The sequence below is a fragment of the Citrobacter sp. RHBSTW-00881 genome, from assembly GCF_013728515.1.
GTDB lineage: Bacteria > Pseudomonadota > Gammaproteobacteria > Enterobacterales > Enterobacteriaceae > Citrobacter > Citrobacter braakii.
Genome location: NZ_CP056269.1, coordinates 4,227,087 through 4,252,125 on the forward strand (window position 1 = coordinate 4,227,087; position 25,039 = coordinate 4,252,125).

The window sequence follows — 25,039 nt, forward strand, 5'->3', positions numbered from 1 at the left end:
TCTTGCACCTTATCAGGCCTAAATGACCAGGCCTGATAATCGCACCGCCATCAGGCATGCCAAATCAGACTCATACCTTCTTCATCTACCGCCGCACCCTCACGCGTCACAAAAACACCCGCAGCCGCAATCAACGTTTCACCGTAAAACAACAACGGCGTGGTATCTCGTCGCCAGGGCGGGATCCCCTGCTCCTGCCAGATTTTCTTTAATTTACGTCCACCGTTACGCCCGACAATATGCAATACGCCTGGCGCTTTAAAACGAATACTGATGGCTTCACCTGCTTGCGGCATGCGCAATTCGCCAGCCGAGATTAGCTGCACCGAGCCTAACCCGGCTGGCAGCGTCAACGGCGTTTCCCGGCATGACCACGAGATGACGGTTTCGCTTTGCCCGTCGACCGATTTGACCCACCATAGCTGTGACTGATAGCGACGGACCTCATATTCTCCCAGACGAAAACAGGGGGAAGCATCTTCTCGCGCCAACGCCACTTCGTGCCAGATACGTTCCAGCCCGTCCCGGGAAGGCATCGGCGCATTTAACCCCGCCAGCCAGCGACGAAGCAGAGCGGCACGCCGCATGCCACTCATCATCATTAACGGTGCCAGTAACAGTGTGCCTTGGGCAGTCACGCAGTCGGCTAAATCGTTGGCCAGCAGTTCATCCAGTAAACTCTCCTGCTCGGCGCACAGCGCGGCGCTGCGGGCTGCGGCTTGCGCGAAGTGCGGCCATCGTTGTTGGAGCAAAGGGGTAACGCGCAATCTGAGAAAATTGCGATCGTAGGCATCATCCTGATTACTTTCATCTTCGATCCAGCATAATTCATGCTGTCGCGCCCATGCTTCAAGCGCCTCTCGCGTTTGCGCCAGCAGCGGTCGAATCAGTTGGGTTCCGGCAAATGGTGAGCTTTCGCCCATGGCGGAGAGCCCGGCAGGACCACTGCCGCGCTTAAGCGCCAGTAGAAAAGTTTCACACTGGTCGTCGAGATGCTGGGCGGTCATCAGCACTTCACCCGGTAGTAAGGTCTGCGCAAATGCCTGATAGCGCGCGCGTCGCGCCTGAGCTTCGACACCCAGACCATCATCCTCAAGATGGACCCGTTCAACCACCAGCGGCACCTGCCACTGTGCGCATACCGACTCACAGTGTTGCACCCAACTGTCTGCCTGCGGGCTTAATCCGTGATGAATATGGATTGCGCGCAAGGCAACCTCAGGATTTTGCGCTCGCCACAGTACCAGCTGATGCAGCAGCACGGTGGAGTCCAGCCCGCCGCTAAAGGCGACCAGAATCGATTGAGAATTTAGCAGTGAAGTGTTCAGCGTGAGTGTCGTCATGATGGTTACTTACAAGGGCATTGCCCTGCACATTGCCGGACTAATGCCACAATGATAAGACTTACAGCTCGTACAGTTCGAGCGGTAATCCGTCCGGATCGTTAAAAAACGTAAAGCGTTTGCCGGTAAACGGATCGATACGCACGGATTCGCACTTCACGTGGTGAGCTTCCAGATGCGCGATCGCTTTTTCCACGTCATCTACGCTGAACGCCAGATGGCGTAAACCGCAGGCTTCCGGTCGGCTCGGACGGCAAGGCGGAAATGGAAAAGAAAAAAGCTCAATCACATACTGACCGTTCAATGCCAGATCACCCTTCCACGAGTCACGTTCTTCCCGGTAGGCTTCGCTGATTAGCGTAAAGCCCAGCACATCACAGTAAAATGCCTTACTCGCCGCGTAATCCGTCGCAATAATGGCAATATGGTGAACCTGTTTTAATCCCAGCATAGCGTCATCGCCTCTTTCGTTTTTCTGCCAGCACGTTACTCGTGCGTAATGGGTTCACGCAAGTCGTCATGCCATTTTTAGGACTCGCACGCGATACACGCCATCTTCACCCAGTTTAGCGCCATGGATATCGGTTTCAAATCCAGGATAGTGATGGCCCACTGAACACAACATCAGCAGAAAATCGAGTACAGCCCGGCTTTTGGCCGTGATCATTTCCCCGGGCATCAAGAGCGGCACACCGGGAGGATAAGGCAGAATCATATTGGCAGAAATGCGCCCCACCAGTTGATCGAGCGCCACCGTTTCGACCTCACCTTTGATCTGCCGCTGCCAGGCCTGGTGCGGGGTCATTTTCATTTCCGGTAAGGTATCAAATGCCCGCAGCATCAGCCCGGAGAGATCGTGCTGGCGGATCAACTTATGGATCCCCTGCGCCAGATCCTGAATACGCATATTACGATAGAAATCGGGATCCTCGGCATACAGATCCGGCAGCATATTTTTCACGCGTAAATTCAGATCGTACGAGCGTTTAAATTCCGTCAGGCCGCGCAGTAGCCCCATCGCCCGGGTTTTATCAATGCCAATACTGAACAGGAACAACAGATTATACGGTCCCGTTTTCTCGACAACGACGCCGCGCTCATCAAGGAATTTCGCCACCAGCGCCGCAGGGATCCCCTCTTCACTCATATTTCCCTGTTCATCCATTCCCGGCGTAAGAATGGTGACCTTCACCGGGTCGAGGAACATATGGTCGGCGTCAGCATCAACAAATCCGTGCCAGTCTTCACCAGGCGCTACCGGCCAGCACTCCGCTTCATCTACCCTTTCCGGCTGCCAGATATCAAAGAACCAGCCATCCGACTCTTCGCGTAGCCGCTGCACTTCTTTACGGAAATGCAGCGCCCGCTCCACCGAACGATTGATCAACCGCTTGCCTGAATTGCCACGCAGCATTGCCGCCGCCGTTTCTATCGACGCGACAATCGGGTAGCTCGGGGAAGTGGAAGTGTGCATCATAAAGGCTTCGTTGAACGTCTCTTCGTCGTAGTCGCCCTTAATGTGGATCAGAGAAGCCTGTGATAGTGCCGCCAGCATCTTGTGGGTTGACTGGGTTTCAAAAATCACTTTCCCCGGCACCCGTTCGCCGCTCATCCCGCTTTTCCCCTGATAGATCGGGTGAAAATGGGTATACGGCACCCAGGCAGAATCAAAATGAATGGAGGGCACATCCAGGGTTTGCTTGATCCAGTTAGTGTTATACAACAGGCCGTCATAGGTGGAGTTGGTGATCACCGCGTGTACCGGCCATAGTGCCTGAGGGGTCTCTTCTACCTTGCGTTCAATGCTTGCGCGGGTGAATTCCCGACGAGGTATACCGCCGAGGATCCCCAGCGCATTGCGCGTAGGCTTCAGCCAGATTGGCACCACATCGCTCATCATGAGCAAATGCGCCAGCGACTTATGGCAGTTGCGATCAATCAGTAGCGTACTGCCTGAAGGCGCGGCATACATGCCGACAATCTTGTTCGACGTCGAGGTGCCGTTGGTCACCATATAGCTCTGCTCGGCGCCAAAGGTGCGCGCGATATACTCCTCCGCTTCCAGATGCGGGCCAGTATGATCCAGCAGCGATCCGAGTTCAGTCACGGAAATAGACACGTCGGCCTTCAGCGTATTGCCGCCAAAGAAATCATAGAACAGGCAGCCTACCGGGCTTTTCTGATACGCCGTTCCCGCCATATGTCCGGGCGTGCAGAAGGTGTACTTTCCTTCCTTCACATAGGTAAACAGCGCCTTGGTGAAAGGAGGCGTGATGTTATCGAGGTATTCGCTGGTGTACTGACGGATGCGGGTTGCAATATCTTCAGACTGGCCCAGCGCATACTCAAAAAACCACAGCGCCATGCGCAGGTCGTGCGCGCTGACATCCATCGTCGAATGGGTATTAATAAAGGCGTAGAGCGGGAGATACTCGTTGAGCTGGTTGATGTCACTGCACAGATCCAGACTGTATTCATCCCAGTCAAAAATGACACCGCAAATTCGTGGGTTATGTTCGATAAACTTAAGCAGGTCGACGCTATTCTGCGGCCAGATAATCTGAAACCCCTGCTGTTGCAGCGCACGCTCAAGTTCCTTGATGGGCTCATCTTTATAAAAGACGCCATGCGGTCCCATGATGGCAATGATATTCATGCGTTCCTCCTGGAAAAACCTTAGTTAATCATAGCCTAGTGAAACCACAGGTAAAAAAAAGGGCCACAGCGTTGTGGCCCTTTTCAGAATTAATGCAGTTTACGCGTAACCGTAGCTCATCAGACGCTGGTAACGACGGTTTTTCAAATCATCTTTGCTTAACACGTCGAGGTCGGCGAGATCGGCCAGCAGCTGTGCTTTCAGGGACGCAGCCATCACTTCCGGGTTGCGGTGCGCGCCGCCCAGCGGTTCCGGGATGATAGAGTCGATAAGCTTCAGCTCTTTAAGACGCGGCGCGATAATCCCCATTGCTTCTGCGGCCAGCGGCGCTTTGTCGGCGCTTTTCCACAGAATGGAGGCACAGCCTTCCGGGGAGATAACGGAATAGGTGCTGTATTGCAGCATATTCACTTTATCGCCTACGCCGATCGCCAGCGCGCCGCCGGAACCACCTTCACCAATAACGGTGCAGATTACCGGTACGCTCAGACGCGACATTTCACGCAGGTTGCGCGCAATCGCTTCAGACTGACCACGTTCTTCCGCGCCCACGCCCGGATAAGCCCCTGGGGTGTCGATGAAGGTAATGATCGGCATATTGAAACGCTCGGCCATTTCCATCAGACGCAGCGCTTTGCGATAGCCTTCCGGTGCCGGCATGCCGAAATTACGACGAATTTTTTCTTTGGTCTCACGGCCTTTCTGATGACCAATGATCATCACCGGACGGCCATCCAGACGCGCGATGCCGCCGACAATAGCTTTATCATCCGCATAGGCACGATCGCCCGCCAGCTCATCAAATTCATCAAATGCCAGGCGGACATAATCCAGGGTGTACGGACGCTGTGGATGGCGCGCCAGTTGGGCTACCTGCCATGCGCCAAGATCGGCGAAGATTTTACGCGTCAGCTCTACGCTTTTTTCACGCAGACGATGCACTTCTTCATCGATGTTAATATCCAGTTTCTCATCCTGACGGCTAACCGCAGTCAGAGAATCGATTTTTGCTTCCAGCTCTGCAATCGGCTGTTCAAAATCAAGGAAATTCAGACTCATAGTATTCCTGTATTAGTCAAACTCCAGTTCCACCTGCTCCGAACCAATAAGGCCACGGAGATCGTTTAGCAAACGATCGCTCGGAGAGACACGCCACGTTGCGCCAAAACGCAATCGCGCACGTGCATCCGCCCTCTGATAGTAGAGATGTACTGGAATTGTCCCCGAGCGGTGGGGTTCCAGAGACTGACGGAGTCGGTTTAAAAGCTGGTCATCAATTTGCCTGTCCGTCAGCGAGATAGCAAGCCCGCGAGCATATTTTTCCCGGGCTTCGTCAATATCCATGACTTCACGGGCCATCATTTTAAGCCCGCCACTGAAGTCATCAAAGCTGACCTGTCCGCTGACGATAAGTATGCGGTCTTTTTCCAGCAATTGCTGGTATTTATCCAGGGCGTCGGTAAACAACATAACTTCCAGACGCCCGGAACGGTCATCCAGGGTACAGATGCCGATACGATTGCCGCGCTTGGTGACCATTACCCGCGCAGCAATGACGAGCCCCGCAGCCGTGGTGACTTTACCACGTTCTGTCGGATGCATGTCTTTCAGCCTGTGGCCTCCAACATAGCGCTCAATTTCTTTTAAATACTGGTTGATGGGGTGTCCCGTCAGGTAAAGCCCTAACGTTTCACGTTCCCCTTCTAATACCACCTGCTCCGGCCACGGTGTACAGTTAGCATAAGACTGTTCAATTTGTTCCGGCTCTTCAGCCAGCACGCCAAACATGTCCGCCTGACCCGTTGCCTCGGCTTTCGCATGCTGATCGGCGGCTTTTAGCGCATCGTTGAGCGAATTCATCAGCGCCGCACGATGCGGACCAAGGCGGTCAAACGCCCCGGACATGATTAACTTTTCCAGCACCCGGCGGTTGAGTTTTTTGATGTCCGTGCGCGCACAGAGATCAAACAGCTCGCGGAAGTAACCGCCTTCGTTGCGCGCCTCAATAATAGCTTCAATTGGCCCTTCACCCACGCCTTTTATCGCGCCGATGCCATAGACAATTTCGCCATCATCATTCACGTGAAAATGATAAAGCCCGGAGTTGATATCCGGCGGCAGGATTTTGAGCCCCATACGCCAGCATTCATCCACCAGCCCGACCACTTTCTCGGTGTTATCCATATCGGCGGTCATTACCGCCGCCATAAACTCGGCGGGGTAATGCGCCTTCAGCCATAGCGTCTGGTAAGAGACCAGCGCATAGGCAGCGGAGTGCGATTTGTTAAATCCGTAACCGGCGAATTTTTCCACCAGGTCAAAGATTTTCATCGCCAGTTCGCCGTCGACGCCGCGCTTTTTCGCCCCTTCTTCAAAGGTGCCGCGCTGCTTAGCCATCTCTTCCGGCTTTTTCTTACCCATCGCACGACGCAACATGTCCGCACCGCCAAGGGTATATCCGGACAACTCCTGGGCAATCTGCATAACCTGTTCCTGATACAGGATAATGCCGTAGGTCGGCTCCAGTACCGGTTTCAGACACTCATGCTGCCATTGTACGTCCGGGTAGGAAATCTCTTCGCGACCATGCTTACGGTCGATAAAGTTATCTACCATCCCCGACTGTAGCGGACCTGGACGGAACAGGGCCACCAGAGCGATCATATCTTCGAAGCAGTCAGGCTGCAGCCGTTTGATAAGATCTTTCATGCCGCGGGATTCAAGCTGGAAGACCGCCGTGGTCTCCGAGCGTTGCAGCATGTCGAAGCTTTTCTTGTCATCCAGCGGGATAGCGGCGATATCCAGCGGCGGCTCGCCGTTCTTTTCACGGCGCGCGTTAATCATTTCCAGCGCCCAGTTGATGATGGTGAGCGTACGCAGGCCGAGGAAGTCGAACTTCACAAGGCCGGCATATTCCACGTCGTTCTTATCAAACTGAGTAACCGGGTGCTGCCCCTGTTCATCGCAGTACAGCGGCGCAAAATCGGTAATTTTGGTCGGCGCGATAACTACACCACCGGCGTGTTTACCGGCGTTACGCGTGACGCCTTCCAGCTTACGCGCCATATCGATCAGCGCTTTAACCTCTTCATCTGCCTCATAGATTTCCGGCAGTTGGGGTTCGGCTTCAAAGGCTTTTGCCAGCGTCATGCCCGGATCGGGCGGCACCAGTTTCGAAATACGGTCCACGAAGCCGTACGGGTGTCCCAGCACGCGCCCCACGTCGCGGATAACCGCTTTGGCCGCCATCGTACCGAAGGTAATAATCTGCGAAACCGCATCACGACCGTACATTTCCGCCACGTGTTCAATTACCCGGTCGCGTTTCTCCATACAGAAGTCAACGTCGAAGTCGGGCATTGAGACACGTTCCGGGTTCAGGAATCGTTCGAACAGCAGGTCAAATTCCAGCGGATCCAGGTCGGTAATTTTCAGCGCATAGGCGACAAGCGAGCCGGCACCGGAACCACGTCCAGGGCCTACCGGTACGCCGTTATCTTTCGACCACTGGATAAATTCCATCACGATCAGGAAGTAGCCAGGAAATCCCATCTGGTTGATAACTTTAAGTTCAACTTCCAGACGTTCGTCATAAGGCGGGCGCTTCTGGGCGCGAACTTCAGGGTCCGGGAACAAAAACGCCAGACGCTCTTCCAGACCTTCGCGCGATTTCGCCACGAGGAAATCCTCGGTGGTCATATCACCGGTCGGGAACTGTGGCAGGAAATACTCACCCAGACGTACCGTCACGTTACAGCGCTTAGCTATCTCAACGGTGTTTTGCAGCGCTTCCGGAATATCGGAAAACAGCTCACACATCTCATCTTCGCTACGCATGTACTGCTGCGGCGAATAATTACGCGGGCGTTTCGGGTCGTCAAGGGTGAACCCGTCATGGATTGCCACGCGGATTTCATGCGCGTCAAAATCACCGGTTTCAAGGAAACGAACATCGTTGGTCGCCACCACCGGAAGACCACACCTTTCCGCCAGTTCTACCGCTGTATGCAGATAATTTTCTTCATCTTGCCTGCCGGTGCGGATAAGCTCGAGGAAGTAACAATTTGGAAAATGTTCTTCGTAAAACGCTACGCACTCATCAACCAGTGCGCTATTACCGCGCAGCAGGCTGCGCCCGACGTCGCCCATGCGGCCGCCAGAGAGCAAAATCAAACCTTCTTTTAACTCGGCCAGCCAATCCCGGTCGATGACCGGCCCTTCTGCGCCATAACCACGCTGATAGGCTTTCGATATCAACAACGTCAGGTTCTGATAGCCGGTATTGTTTGCGGCCAGCACGGTGAGCTGCGTGAGTTCATCGCCCAGCAGTTCGCTACGGACATGAAAATCTGCGCCAACTATCGGCTTGATACCCGCACCGTGACCCGCTCCGTAAAACTTCACCAGACCACACAGGTTGGTAAAATCGGTGATCGCCAGCGCAGGCATGCCTAACGCGGCCGCCTTTTTCACCAGCGGCCCGGTTTTCGCCAGCCCATCGATCATGGAGTAGTCGCTGTGCACCCGCAGGTGGACGAAACGAGGTTCAGACATCTTCAGATTCCTTCGACACAAGAATCAGGACGTGAGTCCCAGTGCGCGTTTGACGGGGCCAAAACTACGGCGATGGTGCTCTGTTGCGCCATGCATTGCCAACTTTTCCAGATGAAAAGCGGTTGGATAGCCTTTGTGCTGTGCAAAGCCATACTGCGGGAACACCGTATCCAGGGCCGCCATTTCAGCATCACGAGTGACTTTTGCCAGTATCGACGCCGCGCTAATCTCCGCCACACGGCTATCACCTTTTACCACCGCCAGCGATGGCACCGGTAATGTCGGGCAACGATTGCCGTCGATCAGTACGTATTCCGGCGCTATATGCAGACCCGCAACCGCACGCTGCATGGCCAGCATAGTGGCATGTAAAATATTCAACTCGTCGATTTCATGTGGTTCCGCACGACCCAGGCTCCAGCTTAACGCTTTTTCTTTAATCTCATCGAATAGCGCCAGGCGACGTTTTTCCGACAGTTTTTTTGAGTCGTTAAGACCGATAATAGGGCGAGCCGGATCCAGAATGACGGCGGCAGTGACAACCGCGCCGACCAAAGGACCACGTCCAACTTCATCTACACCCGCCACTAAATGCGTATGCGGATATACAAATTCAATCATTGCGCTAACTCCAGGACCGCATCCGCCGCCTGCTCATCAGCGTTGCAACGGATCTGCTGATGCAGTTCACGGAATGTGTCGTGCATTGCATGGCTGGTTTTGCCATTCGCCAGCAACGGCAACAGCGCTTGCGACAGCGCCTGCGGTTCGCACTCTTCCTGCAACAGCTCTTTAACCAGTTCTCTTCCCGCCAGCAGGTTAGGTAGCGAAACGTAATCGGTCTTCACCAGACGCTTTGCCAGCCAAAAGGTGAAAGGTTTCATACGATAGCCAACCACCATCGGGCATTTTGCCAGCATACATTCCAGCGCAGCGGTGCCTGAAGCCAGCAGTGCGGCATCGCTGGCAACCATCGCTTCACGTCCCATCCCATTAAGCAGATGTACGGAAAGCTCCGGTGCAACTTCAGCTTTAATGCGCTCAAACTGCTCGCGACGTTTGGCATTCACCAACGGCACTACCACTTCGAGATCTGGATAATGCTGGCGTAACAACTGCGCCGTTTTCAGAAAATCGGCGCTGAGCATCTCCACTTCTGCGCCACGGCTTCCTGGCAATAGCGCCAGGCAGTGAGCGTCATGGGGAATACCCAGAACATCGCGAGCCGCGTTTTTATCCGGGTCCAACGGCATGGCATCTGCCATGGTATGACCGATAAAGCGGCACGGGACGTTAAATTTGTCATAAAACGCTTTTTCGAAAGGCAGAAAGGCCAGCACCATATTGGTGGATCTGCCTATTTTGAAAACGCGTTTCTGTCGCCAGGCCCACACAGAGGGGCTGACGTAATGAATGGTTTTAATGCCCTGCTTTTTTAAGTTACCTTCGAGGGTAATATTGAAATCAGGCGCATCAATACCGACGAAAACATCCGGCTTTAAGTCGGTGAATCGGCGAGTGAGATCGGCGCGAATATGCAGTAAACGGCGCAAGCGTCCGAGCACTTCAACAATGCCCATTACCGCCAGCTCTTCCATTTCGTACCATGCTTCACAGCCTTCGGCCTGCATCAGCGGACCCGCCACGCCAACAAAACGCGCATTGGGAACGCGAGCCTTGAGTGCACGGATTAACCCTGCACCAAGAATATCGCCGGAGGTTTCTCCGGCGACGAGGGCAATCGTTAAAGGACGCTGCTCAGTCATTAACGAATCAGACCACGCGTTGAGCGCTCAAAGAAGTCGCTGAAAGCCTGAACTTCAGGGTACTGTTTCGCCAGTTCCGCGATTTCCGGTTTCACTTCTTCCAGCGTTTTACCACTACGGTACAACGCTTTGTAGGCATTACGAATCGCGGTAATCGCTTCGCGGGTGAACCCACGACGCTTCAGACCTTCGATATTGACGCCAAATGGCGTTGCGTGGTTGCCCTGGGCGATAACGTATGGAGGCACGTCCTGAGCAACGCCAGAACAGCCGCCAACCATCACATGCGCGCCGATGATGCAGAACTGATGCACCGCAGTCATGCCGCCGATGATAACAAAATCATCCAGCGACACATGCCCGGCAAGCGTGGCGTTATTCGCCAGAATACAGCGGTTGCCTACCGTACAATCATGCGCGACGTGCGCATTAATCATCAGTAAGTTATCGCTGCCCACCTTCGTCACTCCACCGCCCTGCACTGTGCCACGATGAATGGTGACGCTTTCGCGGATGCGGTTGCGATCGCCAATTTCCACGCGGGTCGGTTCGCCAGCATATTTCAGATCCTGGTTAACTTCACCGATGGAGGCAAACTGATAGATCTCGTTATCGCGACCAATTTTTGTATGGCCATTCACGACAACGTGAGACTTCAGTACGGTACCCTCACCAATTTCAACATGGGGTCCAACAATACAAAATGGGCCAATGTGAGCGTTAGCGCCAATGCTGGCGCCTTCTTCCACAATGGCAGTTGGGTGAATAAAGGCGGATTTATCAATCACGTATCAGGCCTCCCGGCTACGGGCACACATCATCGTTGCTTCGCACACAACTTTACCGTCGACCAGCGCAACCCCTTTAAAACGGGTCAGGCCGCGGCGCGTTTTCTCGAAAGTCACTTCCATGATCATCTGATCGCCTGGCACGACAGGACGCTTAAAGCGCGCTTCGTCAATACCCGCAAAATAGTACAGTTCACCTGGTTCCAGTTTCCCTACGCTTTTAAACGCGAGGATACCAGTGGCCTGCGCCATTGCTTCCAGAATCAGTACGCCAGGGAAAATAGGTTTACCCGGGAAGTGGCCCTGGAAGAAAGGCTCGTTAACAGATACATTTTTCACTGCGCGCAGAAAGCGACCTTCTTCAAAATCCAGCACGCGGTCAACCAGCAGAAACGGAAAACGGTGCGGCAGAAGTTCTAAAATCTCTTCAATATGCAGAGTATGAGTGTTAGTAGTCAAAATACTCTTCCTGTCAAAATATACTAAAAGGCAATAATAACACGGCCTGTCGCAATCGTATGAATGGGACAGGCCGAAAAGTCAGACATGCAAAAACGGTGCTTTAGTCTTGTTGATTAACCTTGCGCTCAATCGCTTTGAGACGCTTGCTCATATCATCAATATTCATCACCAGTGCAGCTGTTTTACGCCATACCTTATTGGGCTGTAGCGGAATGCCTGAGGAATAGACGCCAGGTTCGGTGATAGGACGCATCACCATACCCATGCCAGTAACCGTGACTTTATCGCATATTTCCATATGCCCATTGATCACGCTGGCGCCGCCAATCATGCAGTAACGGCCAATCTTCAGGCTACCCGCCATAATGACGCCACCGGCTACCGCCGTATTGTCGCCAATCACAACGTTATGCGCAATCTGGCACTGGTTATCAATGATAACACCATTACCGATCACAGTATCGTCCAGCGCACCACGGTCAATGGTGGTACAAGCGCCGATCTCGACGCGATCGCCGATAATCACGCGACCAAGCTGCGGGATCTTCACCCAGTTACCGCGATCGTTCGCGTAACCAAATCCATCAGATCCGACGACAGTGCTGGACTGGATCAGGCAATTCTCACCGATCTGAATGTCGTGGTAAATCGTCACATTCGCCCACAAGCGTGAACCTGCGCCGATTTTAGTATTTTTTCCGACGAAGCAGCCTGCGCCGATAACGACGTTATCGCCCAGTTCTACGCCAGACTCAATGACCGCATTTGCGCCCACAGAAACATTATTGCCCAGCTTCGCCGTCGCATCGATCACTGCACTCGGTGCAATGTTTTGTGCGGGCTGCGGCGTGGTATCTAAGATTTGCGCCATACGTGCATAGGTCAGGTAGGGATTCTTCACTACCAGCGCAGCACTCTTAGCAAAAGGAAGATCGTCCTGCGTCATCACAACGGCAGAGGCCTGGCATACGCCTAAGTGTTCACGGTACTTAGGATTTACCATGAACGTGATATTGCCAGTTTGCGCAGATTGCATGGACGCTACGCCGGTGATGACGATATCGCCATCACCGTGTAATTCTGCATCCAACTGCTCTGCTAAATCAGCCAGTCGAATTGAAGGCATTACTTATTTAACCTGTTTCAGTACGTCAGCGGTGATGTCTTTTACATCGCTGCTGTTGTATGCAACGGTGTTTGCGTCAACAACCAGATCGATGCTCTGACTGTTAGCAACAGATTTCACAGCTGTCTGGATACGAGTAACCAGTTTGCCACGTTCTTCGTTGGAACGACGCGCACGATCCTGCTCAAAAGCCTGAGCTTTCTGAGAGAAAGTCTGACGCTGAGCCATGACGTCTTTTTCCAGCTTGGTACGATCGCTACCCGCTTTCATGGATTGCAGACGCTGCATTTTAGATTGCAGATCAGATTCCATACGCTGCAGTTCGCTGGCACGGCCTTTGAACTCGTTTTCCAGCGTAGCAGAAACGCCCGTCTTCTGTGCAACCTGTTGGAACAAGCTACCCATGTTGACGATTGCAATTTTGTCAGCAGCCTGTGCGGACGTTGCCATCGCTAAACCGAGACCTGCAGCTAATAACCACTTTTTCACAATTAACTCCTTACCATCCCATTTGCACCCGAAGGTACAGTTCTTTGCGTGGCCAGGCGATCCCATGCAAGATCGCCTAAAGTCATCGCTACACTACCACTACATTCCTTTGCGAAGAACAATTACCAGGTTTTACCAATGTTAAACTGGAACTGTTCCGCTTTGTCTCCATCGTACTTCTTGAACGGCTGGGCGTAGGAGAAAACCAACGGCCCCAATGGGGACATCCATTGTAAAGCGATACCCGCTGACATACGGATATTGTTCGGATCGCTGTAGTCCGGATAACCAGAGTACTTAGCTGAATCCCAGTTCGTATCCCAAACGGTACCCATATCCCAGAAGAACGAGGTACGGACCGAGTTGGCATACTTGTCGCTGATAAACGGCGTCGGGGTAATGAATTCCAGGCTGGCGACAGCCATGGCGTTACCGCCCACCGCATCATCCGATTTACACGGTGAAGTATTGGTGGCGTCACATTCGTTATCGTAATCGCTATCGTTGTTATAACGATTAGCCGGTAAATAGACAGCCTTTGGACCGATGGTGTTGGACTGGAAACCACGCACGGTACTGGAACCACCGGCATAGAAGTTCTCGTAGAACGGCATCTCTTTGCTGCCGATGCCGTCACCATAGCCCCACTTCGTGCGACCCAGAACAACCCATTTGTGATCGTCATCGATCGGCACATAGGTCGCGGTATCCAACGTCGCTTTGTAGTATTCGTTGTCAGAACCCGGAATGGTTACTTTACCGTTCAGGTTGACACGCGTACCTTCCGTTGGGAAGTACCCACGGTCCAGCTTGTTATATGTCCACCCATAGTTGAAGGTGAAATCGTCTGATTTAAAGCTATCAGCGTCAGGATCCTTACCCATTGAAACCAGATAACGTTGCATTGCAACCTGTGGATCCATGTTAGACAAGGAGTTATGCACATAACCCACACCCGCACGCAAGGTGTTGTATTCGTTGATCGGGAAGCCGAGCGTTGCGTCAGTACCATAACTTTTGTTGGTATAGTCGGACAGGTCTGCATCATCCGCTTTAAAGTCATTGTAGAAAACGCGACCACCAAGGCTCACCCCATCAACGGTGAAATATGGGTTGGTGACAGACAACTCAGTATAGGTCTGATAGTCGTTTTTGGTGCCGTTGATGCCGACTGAATAACCGGTACCTAACCAGTTATCTTGCTGAACGCCAGCCTGGAAGCTCACGCCGCTTTCAGTACCGTAACCAACGCCGAAGTTAAAGCTACCGGTGTTACGCTCTTTAACCTTATAGACCACATCAACCTGATCCGGGCTACCCGGTACACGCTGAGTATCGGTATCGACAGTTTCAAAGTAACCCAGACGGTTCAGACGCTCTTTACCCTGATCGACCAGATCGCTACCCAACCAGGCACCTTCCATCTGGCGCATTTCGCGACGCAGAACGGAATCTTTAGAGGTGTCGTTACCTTCAAAACGAATCTTACGCACGTAGAAACGGTTACCTGCATCCACGTTTACGCGTAATTTAACGGTTTTGTCGGCGTCGTTGATTTCAGGTTGCGACTGTACGCGCGGATAGGCATAGCCATAGCGACCCAGAAGCTTCTTGATATCATCTTCCATTTTGGTCACTTTGGTGCCGTTATAGAGTTCGCCTGGCTCGATTTTGGTCAGGGTCTCAATTTCGGCGGAGTGCCCAGCCAGGTTACCGCTCACCTGTACCCCTGAAAGCTTGTATTGATCGCCTTCAGTGATGTTAACGGTAATGTAGATACCTTTTTTATCCGGCGTCAGGCTAACCTGGGTGGAATCGATATTGAAGCGAGCATAACCGCGATCCAGATAGTAGCTGCGCAAGGTTTCAAGATCGCCCGCCAGTTTCTGTTTCTGGTATTTACGATCGCCCACCACGTTCCACCACGGCACTTCATCACGCAGTTGGAAGTGAGAGATCAGTTCGTCGGTCGAGAAAGCATGGTTGCCGACGATATTGATCTGTTGGATCTTCGCCGAAACGCCTTCCTGGAAGACCAGCTTGAGGTCAACGCGGTTACGCGGCAACGGCGTTACCACCGCTTTCACACTGGCGCTGTACTTACCGACGCTATAGTAGAAATCTTCCAGCCCTTTTTCGATATCGGCTAGCGTGGTGCGATCCAGAGACTCGCCAACACGCACACCAGAAGCCTCGAGGTTTTGCTTGAGCATGTCATCTTTCACCGATTTGTTACCGGAGAAAGTGATGCTGGCAATCGTCGGACGTTCTTTTACCTGAACCAGAAGGGTATCACCATCGCGCAGGACGCGGACATCCTCAAAGTTACCGGTGGCGAACAGAGCACGAATGGTATTACTGATGTCTTCATCATTAACCGTGTCGCCTGTGCGCACCGGCATACTGAGGAGAGCCGCACCAACGGCGACTCGCTGTAGGCCTTCGAAATGAATGTCCTTCACTACGAACCCTTCAGCACCGTATACGGTGGCGCTGCTAAACAGCAGCGACGCTATGAGCAACTTTTTCATCGCCATCGTTATTATGCGTTCTTCCTAACACTCTCTTACAACCGAGAGAAATCATTGAAAAGTGCAAGCCCCATTAACAACACCAGCAAGATAGAGCCAATGCGATAACTAAAGTCTTGAACCCGCTCGGATACCGGACCGCCCTTCAGCTTTTCAATCGCCAGGAACAGCAGATGCCCCCCGTCAAGAACGGGCAACGGAAACAGGTTGATTATCCCTAAGTTCACGCTGATAAGCGCAAGGAACATCAGGTAATAAATAACCCCGAACTCCGCTGACATCCCAGCCCCCTGGGCGATAGAAATCGGCCCACTGAGGTTGTTCAGTTTTACATCACCGGTAATCAATTTTCCCAGCATACTGACCGTCAGCTTCATCAACTGCCACGTTTTATCCGAGGCTTCGAGGATGGCGCTGAATGGCCCATACTGGCGTACAGTCTTATACTCATCAGGCAGAGGAATAACTTTAGGCACCACGCCCGCAAAACCCTCTGCCTTCCCGTTAACCTGTTTTGAATCTGGGGTTAACGTTAAAGACAAGGAACTTCCTTGTCTTTCAATATCTAGCGCTAACGGCTTATCCGGATTATCGCGCACCAGCGTCACGAACGTCATCCATTGCGTTAGCGGCTGACCATTGACTTTAACGATCCTGTCGCCAGCTTGCAAACCCGCCTTACTTGCAGCGGAGTTTACCTGCACTTCTGACAGCACCGATTCAATCTGCGGACCGCGCGGGCGAATCCCTAAACTGGAAACAGGATCCTCTTTGTCTGGCTCAAATGCCCAATGGCGTAAATCCAGCGTTTTGTCCTGCCGCTGGTTGCTGCCAAACTGCGCCACGCTGAGAGTCGTATGTTCATCGCCAATTTTGGATACCAGTTGTAATCGCACGGCATCCCAATCAGGGGTTTCGATACCATCAACCGCTTTTAGTTCCGTACCCGGCTGAATTTGCGCCTGTGCGGCAATCGAGTTGGGTGTTATTTCACCAACAACCGGACGAACACCAGGGACACCGATGATAAACACCAGCCAATACGCGAAAATAGCAAAAAGGAAGTTGGCAATCGGACCTGCGGCGATGATGGCTGCGCGTTGTCCAACCGTTTTATTGTTGAAAGCGTAATGGCGCAGCTCCGGTGCGACCGGTTCAGCGCGCTCATCCAGCATTTTGACGTAACCGCCGAGGGGAATCAGGGCGATGACGTATTCCGTACCTGATTTATCGGTACGCCGCCAAAGCGCTTTTCCAAAGCCAATGGAAAAGCGTTCGACGCGGACTCCGCAGCGCCGTGCAACCCAGAAATGACCAAATTCATGCACGGTGATAAGCACACCAAGTGCAACGATGAATGCAGCCAGATTCCAGAGAATACTCAGCATAAGACCATCCGTTAGAGCGTCCTGAATACCAGTAACAACAGGCAGGCAAAGACCGGTACCGCAGCCGTCAGGCTATCAATACGATCCAAAATACCGCCGTGTCCTGGTATTAAGTGACCACTGTCCTTAATACCTGCTTCACGCTTAAACATACTCTCGGTCAGGTCACCCAGCACGGAGGCCAGGGCTGCAACGATGGAGCAAATAAGCAAGGTGACAGGCGCAACCTCAAGATTCGCCCACATGCCATAACCCCATGAGATCACGGCCGCAGTGGCGAGTCCGCCAATAAAACCCTGCCAGGTTTTACCAGGAGAAACCTTCGGCGCCAGCTTATGTTTGCCAAACAACTTACCAAACATATAGGCACCCGAGTCCGCTCCCCAGACGAGGATCATGACATACAGCAGCCATAGCGCGCCACTATAATGATTCTCATCATAGTGCCATGCACGTAGCGCCAGCATTCCCCAAAAGAAAGGGACTATGGTTAACACGCCGAAAATTATGCGTAATGTTTTGGAATTACGCCAGACCGACGCAGAGCCGGGATAAAACAGCACCAGTAACAGCGCCACGACCCACCAGCCCAGCGACGCCCACAGCGATACTTCAACCAGCGGCTGATGAATATTGCGATGGTATTCCGGCAACAAAAATAGCATCAGTGCCAGCAATAGCCCGCACAAAACAGCCAGCCAGACTCGCTGCGTACGCGTGGTAAAACCGCTTAACTGTCCCCATTCCCAGGCGGCCAGCATACAGACGGCCAGCGTAACAATGGCGAACCCCACCGGCGGCAGCAAAAACAGCGCCGCGATGACAACGGGTATTAAAACAAAAGCAGAAATCAGGCGATACTTCAGCAAAAGCGACCCCCATCAGGCTTTTTCATCACCGGGCTCGGTGCCGCCGAAACGACGCTCACGATTAGCAAAGGCATGCAGCGCACCTTCAAAGTCTTGTTCATCGAAATCGGGCCAGAGAACATCCGTAAAGTAAAGTTCGGCATAGGCAATTTGCCACAACAGAAAATTACTAATTCGATGCTCTCCCCCAGTCCTTATCACTAAATCCACAGGAGCCAGTTCATGCATACAAATTTGCTGCCCCAGCATCTCTTCATCGATTTGCTCTGGACGCAGCAGACCGTCCTGCACCTGTTGTGCCAGTTGTCTGACTCCTTGGACTATATCCCACCGTCCACCGTAATTCGCTGCAATATTTAGCGTCAACCCGGTATTCTGGGCGGTAATCGCTTCTGATTTGCGAATCCGTTCTTGCAAACGTGAGTTAAATCGACTGATATCCCCGATAATACGCAGACGTACGTTATGGCGGTGCAGGTTTTTCACTTCGCTATCAAGCGCCCACACAAACAGCTCCATTAACGCGCTCACTTCCTGCGCAGGTCGGTTCCAGTTCTCACTGCTAAAGGCATACAGCGTTAACGCATCAATACCGTTATTGGCAGCAAAAGAGACAGCCCGGCGGACGGACTTTGCTCCGGCCTTATGTCCAAAGGCGCGAATCTTCCCTTGCTTTTTCGCCCAGCGGCCATTGCCATCCATGATAATTGCTACATGGCGACAACCATGTGCTGGCAAATTTTCGCTTAATGGTTTAGTTGCAGACAACATAACGCGTTTTTAGTCCCTGAAAGGATTATACGGTACTCAGGAATACTGAAGCCTTTTGCGCTTCATCCTTCAGGCTGCTCCTTCGTCGGCTGTGATCTTCGCCCAAGTCACATACTCTTTGTATGCTCCAGGGGACTCATCCACTTGCCACCTTGATGCAACCTGAATGATTTTGTGCATCCACAAAAAAGCCGTGTCAAACCACGGCTTACCCGACCGAAAAAAAACAAATACCCGCGATCGAGTGGCGCAGACTATATCACTGAAGCCCAACGCTAACAAATAGCGCGATTCTCCGAGGAGGGATTATCATCAGCTTGAGCGTCGCATCACTTCTTTTCTGGCGACTTCCCGCGCGATAGCATCAACCTTCAGCACGTCATCAACGCTCTGTGGCTCCTGCAAATCCATCTTATCCAGTACGGATAAATTCAGGTCAGCAATATCGGTAAATCGGATCTGCTGCGCCAGGAATGCGGCAACGGTAATTTCATTCGCTGCGTTCAAAGCGGTCGTCGCCGCCTGCCCTTGCTCAAACGCGTCCATCGCCAGTTTCAGGCATGGATAACGCTGGTAATCAGGTGCGGAAAACGTCAACGCACTGAGCTTGCAAAAGTCGACAGGCTTAACGCCGGACGTCACTCGTTCTGGCCATGCCATCGTATGAGCAATAGGTGTACGCATATCAGGTTCCCCCAACTGCGCCAGAACGCTACCATCCTGATAACGCACCATCGAATGAATAACCGACTGCGGGTGAATCAGCACTTCCATCTGGCCTGCATTGGCATTAAATAACCAACGCGCTTCAATGTATTCCAGACCTTTATTCATCATGGTGGCTGAATCGACAGAGATTTTTCGTCCCATCGACCAATTCGGATGACGACATGCCTGATCGGGGGTCATAGAAACCAGATCGCGCAATGCCGTTTCACGGAAAGGGCCACCAGACCCGGTAAGCAAAACTGATATGACGCCATTTTGCTCAAGGTCAGCGTATCCCAGATTGTGTTGGATAGGTTGCGGTAAACTCTGAAAAATCGCGTTATGTTCGCTATCTACCGGCAAAAGCTGTGCTTTGTGGCGTTGCACGTCGTCCATAAACAGACGCCCGCAGGTCACCAGAGACTCTTTATTCGCCAGCAAAATGCTTTTGCCCGCGCGGATTGCCGCCAGCGTCGGTAGCAAGCCCGCCGCGCCGACAATCGCCGCCATAACCTGATCAACATCATCCAGCGCAGCCATATCACAGGCAGCCTGCTGCCCGCTCATAACCTCAGTACGACTGCCCTGCTCCAGCAGAGCTGCTTTTACCAACGCAGCGCTTTTTTCATCGTCCATTACCGCATAGCGAGGAGAAAATTCCAGACATTGCTCAACCATACGGACGACATTTTTACCCGCCACCAACGCAGCAACACGAAATTTTTCCGGGTTATGGCGTACTACATCCAGCGTACTGCAACCAATGGAACCGGTTGATCCCAGGATGGTTAATTGCTTCATCAGACATCCAGAAGAATTTTACTCGTCATATTTCAAGTTGCATGTACGTTGGCTCTCCTCGTTCACCCCTGTCACGCACGGGTGTACGCTCCCGGGGATGCCCTACGTCGCCGCCTTCCTGCAACTCGAATATTTAGAGTATATAGACAGAAAAAAGCAAAACGCCGCCATCCAGCCTTCTCAGGCCTTCTAAGCGGCGTTTTTAGCGTACAGGCGAATCAGAACTGCATCAGTTCCGTTTCTTTCTCTGCCAGCGCCGCATCAACTTTCTTGATAGCTGCGTCAGTCAGTTTCTGTACGTCGTCCTGAGAACGGCGATCGTCATCTTCGCTGATCTCTTTTTCTTTCAACAACGCTTTCACTTTGTCGTTGGCATCGCGGCGTACGTTACGTACGGCAACGCGCGCGCCTTCAGCTTCGCCACGCACGATCTTGGTCAGATCTTTACGACGTTCTTCAGTCAGCGGCGGCAGCGGAACGCGGATGTCGGAACCCGCAGAGCTTGGATTCAGACCGAGGTCGGAAGCCATAATTGCTTTCTCAACGGCTGGCCCCATAGAACGGTCGAACACGTTGATTTTCAGGGTACGGGAATCTTCAACCGTTACGCTTGCCAGCTGGCGCAGCGGGGTCGGTGTGCCGTAATATTCCACGACAATACCATCCAGCAGGCTAGGAGAAGCACGGCCCGTGCGAATTTTGCTGATTTGGTTTTTGAACGCTTCGACGCATTTGTCCATGCGTACTTCAGCATCTTTTCTGATATCGTTGATCACGTTACGAATCCTTGAAAGCTTGTTTCAGTCAGACCATACCCACCACGCAAGATGTGACAAGTATAGTCTTGATTAATTTTGAGGGACGTATCCCGCGACATTAAAGCGGAATATTACCTGCATTTAGCCGCAACGGGAATTATTCCGTGATTAACGTGCCTTCTTTTTCACCCATAACAACACGGCGCAGCGCACCCGGTTTGTTCATGTTAAAGACACGAATCGGTAATTTGTGGTCACGAGCCAGCGTAAACGCCGCAAGATCCATCACTTTCAGCTCTTTATCCAGTACTTCAGCATAGGTCAACTGTTCGTACATAGTCGCCGTTGGATCTTTAGCCGGATCAGCCGTAAATACGCCATCGACTTTGGTGGCTTTCAGTACCACATCCGCTTCAATTTCAATACCACGCAGGCAAGCCGCAGAGTCGGTAGTGAAGAACGGATTGCCAGTACCCGCAGACAAAATAACAACGCGGTTGTTACGCAGCAGGCTGATTGCTTCCGCCCAACTGTAGTTATCACACACGCCATTCAGAGGAATTGCGGACATCAAGCGAGCGTTCACATAGGCGCGGTGAAGCGCATCGCGCATCGCCAGACCGTTCATGACGGTGGCTAACATGCCCATGTGGTCGCCCACAACGCGGTTCATCCCTGCTTTCGCCAGACCAGCGCCACGGAACAGGTTACCACCACCAATCACTACGCCAACCTGGATACCCAGCTCAACCAGCTCTTTGATTTCCTGAGCCATACGGTCAAGGATGCTTGCATCAATACCGAAGCCTTCTGAACCTTGCAGAGCTTCGCCACTTAACTTAAGCAGAATACGTTTGTAGACGGGTTTTGCATTGGTAGCCATGTTTCTTTCCTGAGACTGTCAACGAATGAGATGAATTAATACCGGCGACATTGTATGTCGCTTTTCAGCATGACCACTATAGCGGTTCGCTGAATTTACAAGCCAGACACAAAAAGAAGCCGCCCTCAGGCGGCTCCTTTAAAAATTAAGACTGCTTGGACATCGCAGCAACTTCTGCTGCAAAGTCAGTCTCAACTTTCTCGATACCTTCACCCACTTCAAAGCGGATGAAGCCTGTTACATCAGCGTTGTGCTCTTTCAGCAGCTGACCAACAGATTTGCTCGGATCCATAACGAAAGGCTGACCAGTCAGAGAAACTTCGCCGGTGAATTTCTTCATGCGGCCTTCAACCATTTTCTCTGCGATTTCTTTCGGCTTACCAGACTGCATCGCGATGTCCAGCTGAACCTGGTATTCTTTCTCTACCACTTCAGCAGAAACGTCTTCCGGCTTAACGAATTCTGGTTTGCTTGCAGCAACGTGCATTGCCAGCTGTTTAACCAGCTCTTCGTCAGCGCCAGTTGCAGCAACCAGAACACCGATACGAGCACCGTGCTGGTAGTTACCCAGAACTTCGCCTTCCAGGGAAGCAACGCGACGGATGTTGATGTTCTCACCGATTTTAGCAACCAGAGCAACGCGTTCTTCTTCGAACTGCGCTTTCAGAACTTCAACGTCAGTGATTTTGCCAGCAACGGCAGCGTCCAGTACTTTGTCAGCAAATGCCTGGAAACCAGCATCTTTAGCAACGAAGTCAGTCTGGCAGTTAACTTCCAGAATGAAAGCGATGTTGCCGTCGATTTTGGTTTTGATTACGCCGTCAGCAGCAACGTTGCCTGCTTTTTTCGCCGCTTTGATTGCGCCGGACTTACGCATGTTTTCGATTGCCAGCTCGATGTCGCCATTAGCTTCAGTCAGTGCTTTTTTGCAATCCATCATGCCTGCGCCAGTACGCTCACGCAGCTCTTTTACCAGGGATGCGGTAATTTCAGCCATTCTAAAATCCTCGGAAGATTTGATCTGCCCGGCATGAAACCGCACAGATTTAAAAGTGAAAAAGGGGCCTAAAGGGCCCCTAACCAAACGTGATACTACCTGGTTTATAAGGGGGCTCGAACGAGCGTGCCTTATTATTCAGCTTCTACGAAGCTTTCTTCCGCCTGGGAAGCCAGATCCTGAGAACGGCCTTCACGAACGGTAGTAGCTACAGCGCCCAGGTACAGGGTCACAGCACGGATTGCGTCGTCGTTACCCGGGATAACGAAGTCAACACCGTCCGGATCAGAGTTGGTATCAACGATAGCAAATACTGGGATACCCAGGTTGTTTGCTTCTTTGATAGCAATGTGCTCGTGGTCAGCATCGATTACGAACAGAGCGTCCGGCAGACCGCCCATGTCTTTGATACCGCCCAGGCTGTTTTCCAGTTTCTCAAGCTCACGAGTACGCATCAGCGCTTCTTTCTTGGTCAGCTTTTCGAAAGTACCGTCCTGAGACTGAGTTTCCAGATCTTTCAGACGTTTGATGGACTGACGAACGGTTTTCCAGTTAGTCAGCATGCCGCCCAACCAGCGATGGTTCACGAAGAACTGGTCGCAGTTGTTAGCAGCTTCTTTCACCGCTTCGCTTGCAGCGCGTTTAGTACCAACGAAAAGGATTTTACCTTTACGAGCAGAGATCTTGTTCAGTTCAGCCAGAGCTTCGTTGAACATCGGTACAGTTTTCTCAAGGTTGATGATGTGAACTTTGTTACGCGCACCGAAGATGAACGGCTTCATTTTCGGGTTCCAGTAACGGGTCTGGTGACCGAAGTGAACACCAGCCTTGAGCATGTCGCGCATGGAAACAGTTGCCATGATTAAAACCTCTATATATAAAAGTTGGGGTTAAGCCTCCACGCATCCCATATTACCGACCCCAAAGGGCACCCCGGAATATGTGCCGATACGTGTGTGTTGTTACACAAAGTGAGATTTGTCGCTCCCGTCCATCGTGTGTAGTCTTCAAATGGATCGGAAGTCCGGCGCGCTTTATACCACAAATACGCTACCGACACCAATAATTGTTGGCGGTGCGTGCTGAATGAACGATGAATTTCGTGTTACAGGGAGGCAGCCAATTTTTGCATCTCCGGGAGCCTACATGCAGTAAGCGGCTGGAGTGAGCAAATACAGCCAACACACCTGTGGCACGAAAGGCGAAGTTCAGAATGATTCTCAATTTGGCAGCATGTATGCCGGACTGATACCATTGGCACCACTTAAACAATTATTGCCGATATCATCGGCACTGATGGACAGAATTCATGGCTATCTCAATCAAGACCCCTGAAGAAATCGAAAAAATGCGCGTCGCTGGCCGTCTGGCCGCCGATGTACTGGAAATGATCGAACCGTTTGTTAAGCCAGGCGTCAGCACCGGCGAACTGGATCGCATCTGTAATGACTACATCGTGAATGAGCAGCAGGCCATTTCCGCCTGCCTGGGCTATCACGGTTATCCGAAGTCCGTGTGCATCTCTATTAATGAAGTGGTGTGCCATGGGATCCCGGACGACGCCAAGCTCCTGAAAGACGGCGATATCGTCAACATCGACGTAACCGTGATTAAAGACGAGTTCCACGGTGATACCTCGAAAATGTTCATCGTCGGCAAACCAACCATTCTGGGCGAGCGTTTGTGCCGCGTCACGCAGGAAAGCCTGTATCTGGCGCTGCGGATGGTAAAACCAGGTATTCGCCTGCGCACGCTGGGCGCTGCGATTCAGAAATACGCGGAAGGCGAAGGCTTCTCTGTGGTCCGTGAATATTGCGGTCACGGCATCGGTCGCGGCTTCCATGAAGAGCCGCAGGTTCTGCACTACGATGCAGACGACGGCGGTGTGGTACTGCAGCCGGGCATGACCTTCACCGTAGAGCCCATGCTGAATGCCGGTGATTACCGCATCCGCACCATGAAAGACGGATGGACGGTGAAAACCAAAGATCGGAGCTTGTCTGCTCAGTACGAGCATACTATTGTGGTGACGGAAAAAGGCTGTGAAATTCTGACATTACGCAAGGATGACACCATCCCGGCGATCATCACACACGACGAATAATGTTTTGCCTGATGGCGATGCATCCGCATCTTATCAGGCCTACAA

Annotated in this window: 21 protein-coding genes; 1 reads left to right on the forward strand and 20 read right to left on the reverse strand. The window is 52.2% G+C overall.

Annotated elements, in window-relative coordinates; genetic code table 11:
* Positions 1-50: 50 nt before the first annotated feature.
* From tilS to rpsB, 20 genes are all read right to left on the reverse strand, one after another.
* Entirely contained in the window at positions 51-1,343 is a 1,293-nt protein-coding gene (gene tilS, locus HV311_RS20505; protein ID WP_191220414.1) for a tRNA lysidine(34) synthetase TilS, read from the reverse strand.
* 61 nt (positions 1,344-1,404) lie between these two features.
* Positions 1,405-1,794, reverse strand: a complete 390-nt coding sequence (locus HV311_RS20510) for a VOC family protein (RefSeq protein ID WP_016151771.1) — start codon at positions 1,792-1,794, stop codon at positions 1,405-1,407.
* A 66-nt stretch (positions 1,795-1,860) separates the two neighbouring features.
* Positions 1,861-3,999, reverse strand: a complete 2,139-nt coding sequence (gene ldcC, locus HV311_RS20515; protein WP_016151770.1) for a lysine decarboxylase LdcC — start codon at positions 3,997-3,999, stop codon at positions 1,861-1,863.
* A gap of 99 nt (positions 4,000-4,098) precedes the next feature.
* Positions 4,099-5,058, reverse strand: coding sequence for an acetyl-CoA carboxylase carboxyl transferase subunit alpha (gene accA / locus HV311_RS20520; RefSeq protein WP_003018513.1), 960 nt, complete (start codon positions 5,056-5,058; stop codon positions 4,099-4,101).
* A 12-nt stretch (positions 5,059-5,070) separates the two neighbouring features.
* Positions 5,071-8,553 carry a DNA polymerase III subunit alpha gene (gene dnaE, locus HV311_RS20525; protein ID WP_191220415.1) on the reverse strand — a complete coding sequence of 1,161 codons (3,483 nt, stop codon included), beginning with the start codon at positions 8,551-8,553 and terminating at the stop codon, positions 5,071-5,073.
* Positions 8,554-8,577: 24 nt separating this feature from the next.
* On the reverse strand, positions 8,578-9,174 hold the full coding sequence (gene rnhB, locus HV311_RS20530; protein WP_016151768.1) for a ribonuclease HII: 597 nt from the start codon (positions 9,172-9,174) through the stop codon (positions 8,578-8,580).
* Entirely contained in the window at positions 9,171-10,319 is a 1,149-nt protein-coding gene (lpxB, locus tag HV311_RS20535; protein ID WP_003829168.1) for a lipid-A-disaccharide synthase, read from the reverse strand. Before lpxB ends, rnhB begins: the two co-directional genes overlap by 4 nt.
* Positions 10,319-11,107 (reverse strand): acyl-ACP--UDP-N-acetylglucosamine O-acyltransferase, encoded by a 789-nt coding sequence (gene lpxA, locus HV311_RS20540; RefSeq protein ID WP_003018525.1) that lies wholly within the window; start codon positions 11,105-11,107, stop codon positions 10,319-10,321. The genes lpxB and lpxA overlap by 1 nt, the downstream gene beginning before the upstream one ends.
* 3 nt (positions 11,108-11,110) lie before the next feature.
* A complete protein-coding gene (gene fabZ / locus HV311_RS20545; protein ID WP_003018528.1) occupies positions 11,111-11,566 on the reverse strand; it encodes a 3-hydroxyacyl-ACP dehydratase FabZ in 456 nt (151 codons plus the stop codon).
* Between the two features lie 103 nt (positions 11,567-11,669).
* Positions 11,670-12,695, reverse strand: coding sequence for a UDP-3-O-(3-hydroxymyristoyl)glucosamine N-acyltransferase (gene lpxD / locus HV311_RS20550; protein WP_003018531.1), 1,026 nt, complete (start codon positions 12,693-12,695; stop codon positions 11,670-11,672).
* A 3-nt stretch (positions 12,696-12,698) separates the two neighbouring features.
* On the reverse strand, positions 12,699-13,184 hold the full coding sequence (gene skp / locus HV311_RS20555; RefSeq protein ID WP_016151765.1) for a molecular chaperone Skp: 486 nt from the start codon (positions 13,182-13,184) through the stop codon (positions 12,699-12,701).
* Between the two features lie 122 nt (positions 13,185-13,306).
* Positions 13,307-15,721 carry an outer membrane protein assembly factor BamA gene (gene bamA / locus HV311_RS20560; RefSeq protein WP_016151764.1) on the reverse strand — a complete coding sequence of 805 codons (2,415 nt, stop codon included), beginning with the start codon at positions 15,719-15,721 and terminating at the stop codon, positions 13,307-13,309.
* A 29-nt stretch (positions 15,722-15,750) separates the two neighbouring features.
* Positions 15,751-17,103, reverse strand: coding sequence for a sigma E protease regulator RseP (gene rseP / locus HV311_RS20565; protein WP_016151763.1), 1,353 nt, complete (start codon positions 17,101-17,103; stop codon positions 15,751-15,753).
* A gap of 11 nt (positions 17,104-17,114) precedes the next feature.
* Positions 17,115-17,972, reverse strand: a complete 858-nt coding sequence (gene cdsA / locus HV311_RS20570; RefSeq protein ID WP_016151762.1) for a phosphatidate cytidylyltransferase — start codon at positions 17,970-17,972, stop codon at positions 17,115-17,117.
* 12 nt (positions 17,973-17,984) lie between these two features.
* Positions 17,985-18,743 (reverse strand): (2E,6E)-farnesyl-diphosphate-specific ditrans,polycis-undecaprenyl-diphosphate synthase, encoded by a 759-nt coding sequence (gene ispU, locus HV311_RS20575; protein ID WP_003018543.1) that lies wholly within the window; start codon positions 18,741-18,743, stop codon positions 17,985-17,987.
* A 312-nt stretch (positions 18,744-19,055) separates the two neighbouring features.
* Positions 19,056-20,252: a 1-deoxy-D-xylulose-5-phosphate reductoisomerase gene (gene ispC / locus HV311_RS20580; RefSeq protein WP_049281543.1), complete on the reverse strand. Its 1,197-nt coding sequence runs from the start codon at positions 20,250-20,252 to the stop codon at positions 19,056-19,058.
* Positions 20,253-20,470: 218 nt separating this feature from the next.
* Positions 20,471-21,028, reverse strand: a complete 558-nt coding sequence (gene frr, locus HV311_RS20585) for a ribosome recycling factor (RefSeq protein ID WP_016151760.1) — start codon at positions 21,026-21,028, stop codon at positions 20,471-20,473.
* 139 nt (positions 21,029-21,167) lie between these two features.
* On the reverse strand, positions 21,168-21,893 hold the full coding sequence (gene pyrH, locus HV311_RS20590; RefSeq protein ID WP_005132114.1) for a UMP kinase: 726 nt from the start codon (positions 21,891-21,893) through the stop codon (positions 21,168-21,170).
* A 145-nt stretch (positions 21,894-22,038) separates the two neighbouring features.
* Positions 22,039-22,890: a translation elongation factor Ts gene (gene tsf, locus HV311_RS20595; protein WP_016151759.1), complete on the reverse strand. Its 852-nt coding sequence runs from the start codon at positions 22,888-22,890 to the stop codon at positions 22,039-22,041.
* Between the two features lie 134 nt (positions 22,891-23,024).
* The gene (gene rpsB, locus HV311_RS20600; protein ID WP_016151758.1) at positions 23,025-23,750 is read right to left on the reverse strand and encodes a 30S ribosomal protein S2; all 726 of its coding nucleotides are present in this window, start codon (positions 23,748-23,750) and stop codon (positions 23,025-23,027) included.
* A 449-nt stretch (positions 23,751-24,199) separates the two neighbouring features.
* Between rpsB and map the strand changes: the two genes are divergently transcribed.
* Entirely contained in the window at positions 24,200-24,994 is a 795-nt protein-coding gene (gene map, locus HV311_RS20605; RefSeq protein ID WP_016151757.1) for a type I methionyl aminopeptidase, read from the forward strand.
* Positions 24,995-25,039 lie beyond the last annotated feature (45 nt).

Excerpts from the sequence above, each read along its gene's own strand:
- tilS (WP_191220414.1), bottom strand. The coding sequence starts at position 1,343 with ATGACGACACTCACGCTGAACACTTCACTGCTAAATTCTCAATCGATT.
- HV311_RS20510 (WP_016151771.1), bottom strand. The coding sequence starts at position 1,794 with ATGCTGGGATTAAAACAGGTTCACCATATTGCCATTATTGCGACGGAT.
- ldcC (WP_016151770.1), bottom strand. The coding sequence starts at position 3,999 with ATGAATATCATTGCCATCATGGGACCGCATGGCGTCTTTTATAAAGAT.
- accA (WP_003018513.1), bottom strand. The coding sequence starts at position 5,058 with ATGAGTCTGAATTTCCTTGATTTTGAACAGCCGATTGCAGAGCTGGAA.
- dnaE (WP_191220415.1), bottom strand. The coding sequence starts at position 8,553 with ATGTCTGAACCTCGTTTCGTCCACCTGCGGGTGCACAGCGACTACTCC.
- rnhB (WP_016151768.1), bottom strand. The coding sequence starts at position 9,174 with ATGATTGAATTTGTATATCCGCATACGCATTTAGTGGCGGGTGTAGAT.
- lpxB (WP_003829168.1), bottom strand. The coding sequence starts at position 10,319 with ATGACTGAGCAGCGTCCTTTAACGATTGCCCTCGTCGCCGGAGAAACC.
- lpxD (WP_003018531.1), bottom strand. The coding sequence starts at position 12,695 with ATGCCTTCAATTCGACTGGCTGATTTAGCAGAGCAGTTGGATGCAGAA.
- bamA (WP_016151764.1), bottom strand. The coding sequence starts at position 15,721 with ATGGCGATGAAAAAGTTGCTCATAGCGTCGCTGCTGTTTAGCAGCGCC.
- rseP (WP_016151763.1), bottom strand. The coding sequence starts at position 17,103 with ATGCTGAGTATTCTCTGGAATCTGGCTGCATTCATCGTTGCACTTGGT.
- ispU (WP_003018543.1), bottom strand. The coding sequence starts at position 18,743 with ATGTTGTCTGCAACTAAACCATTAAGCGAAAATTTGCCAGCACATGGT.
- ispC (WP_049281543.1), bottom strand. The coding sequence starts at position 20,252 with ATGAAGCAATTAACCATCCTGGGATCAACCGGTTCCATTGGTTGCAGT.
- pyrH (WP_005132114.1), bottom strand. The coding sequence starts at position 21,893 with ATGGCTACCAATGCAAAACCCGTCTACAAACGTATTCTGCTTAAGTTA.
- tsf (WP_016151759.1), bottom strand. The coding sequence starts at position 22,890 with ATGGCTGAAATTACCGCATCCCTGGTAAAAGAGCTGCGTGAGCGTACT.
- rpsB (WP_016151758.1), bottom strand. The coding sequence starts at position 23,750 with ATGGCAACTGTTTCCATGCGCGACATGCTCAAGGCTGGTGTTCACTTC.
- map (WP_016151757.1), top strand. The coding sequence starts at position 24,200 with ATGGCTATCTCAATCAAGACCCCTGAAGAAATCGAAAAAATGCGCGTC.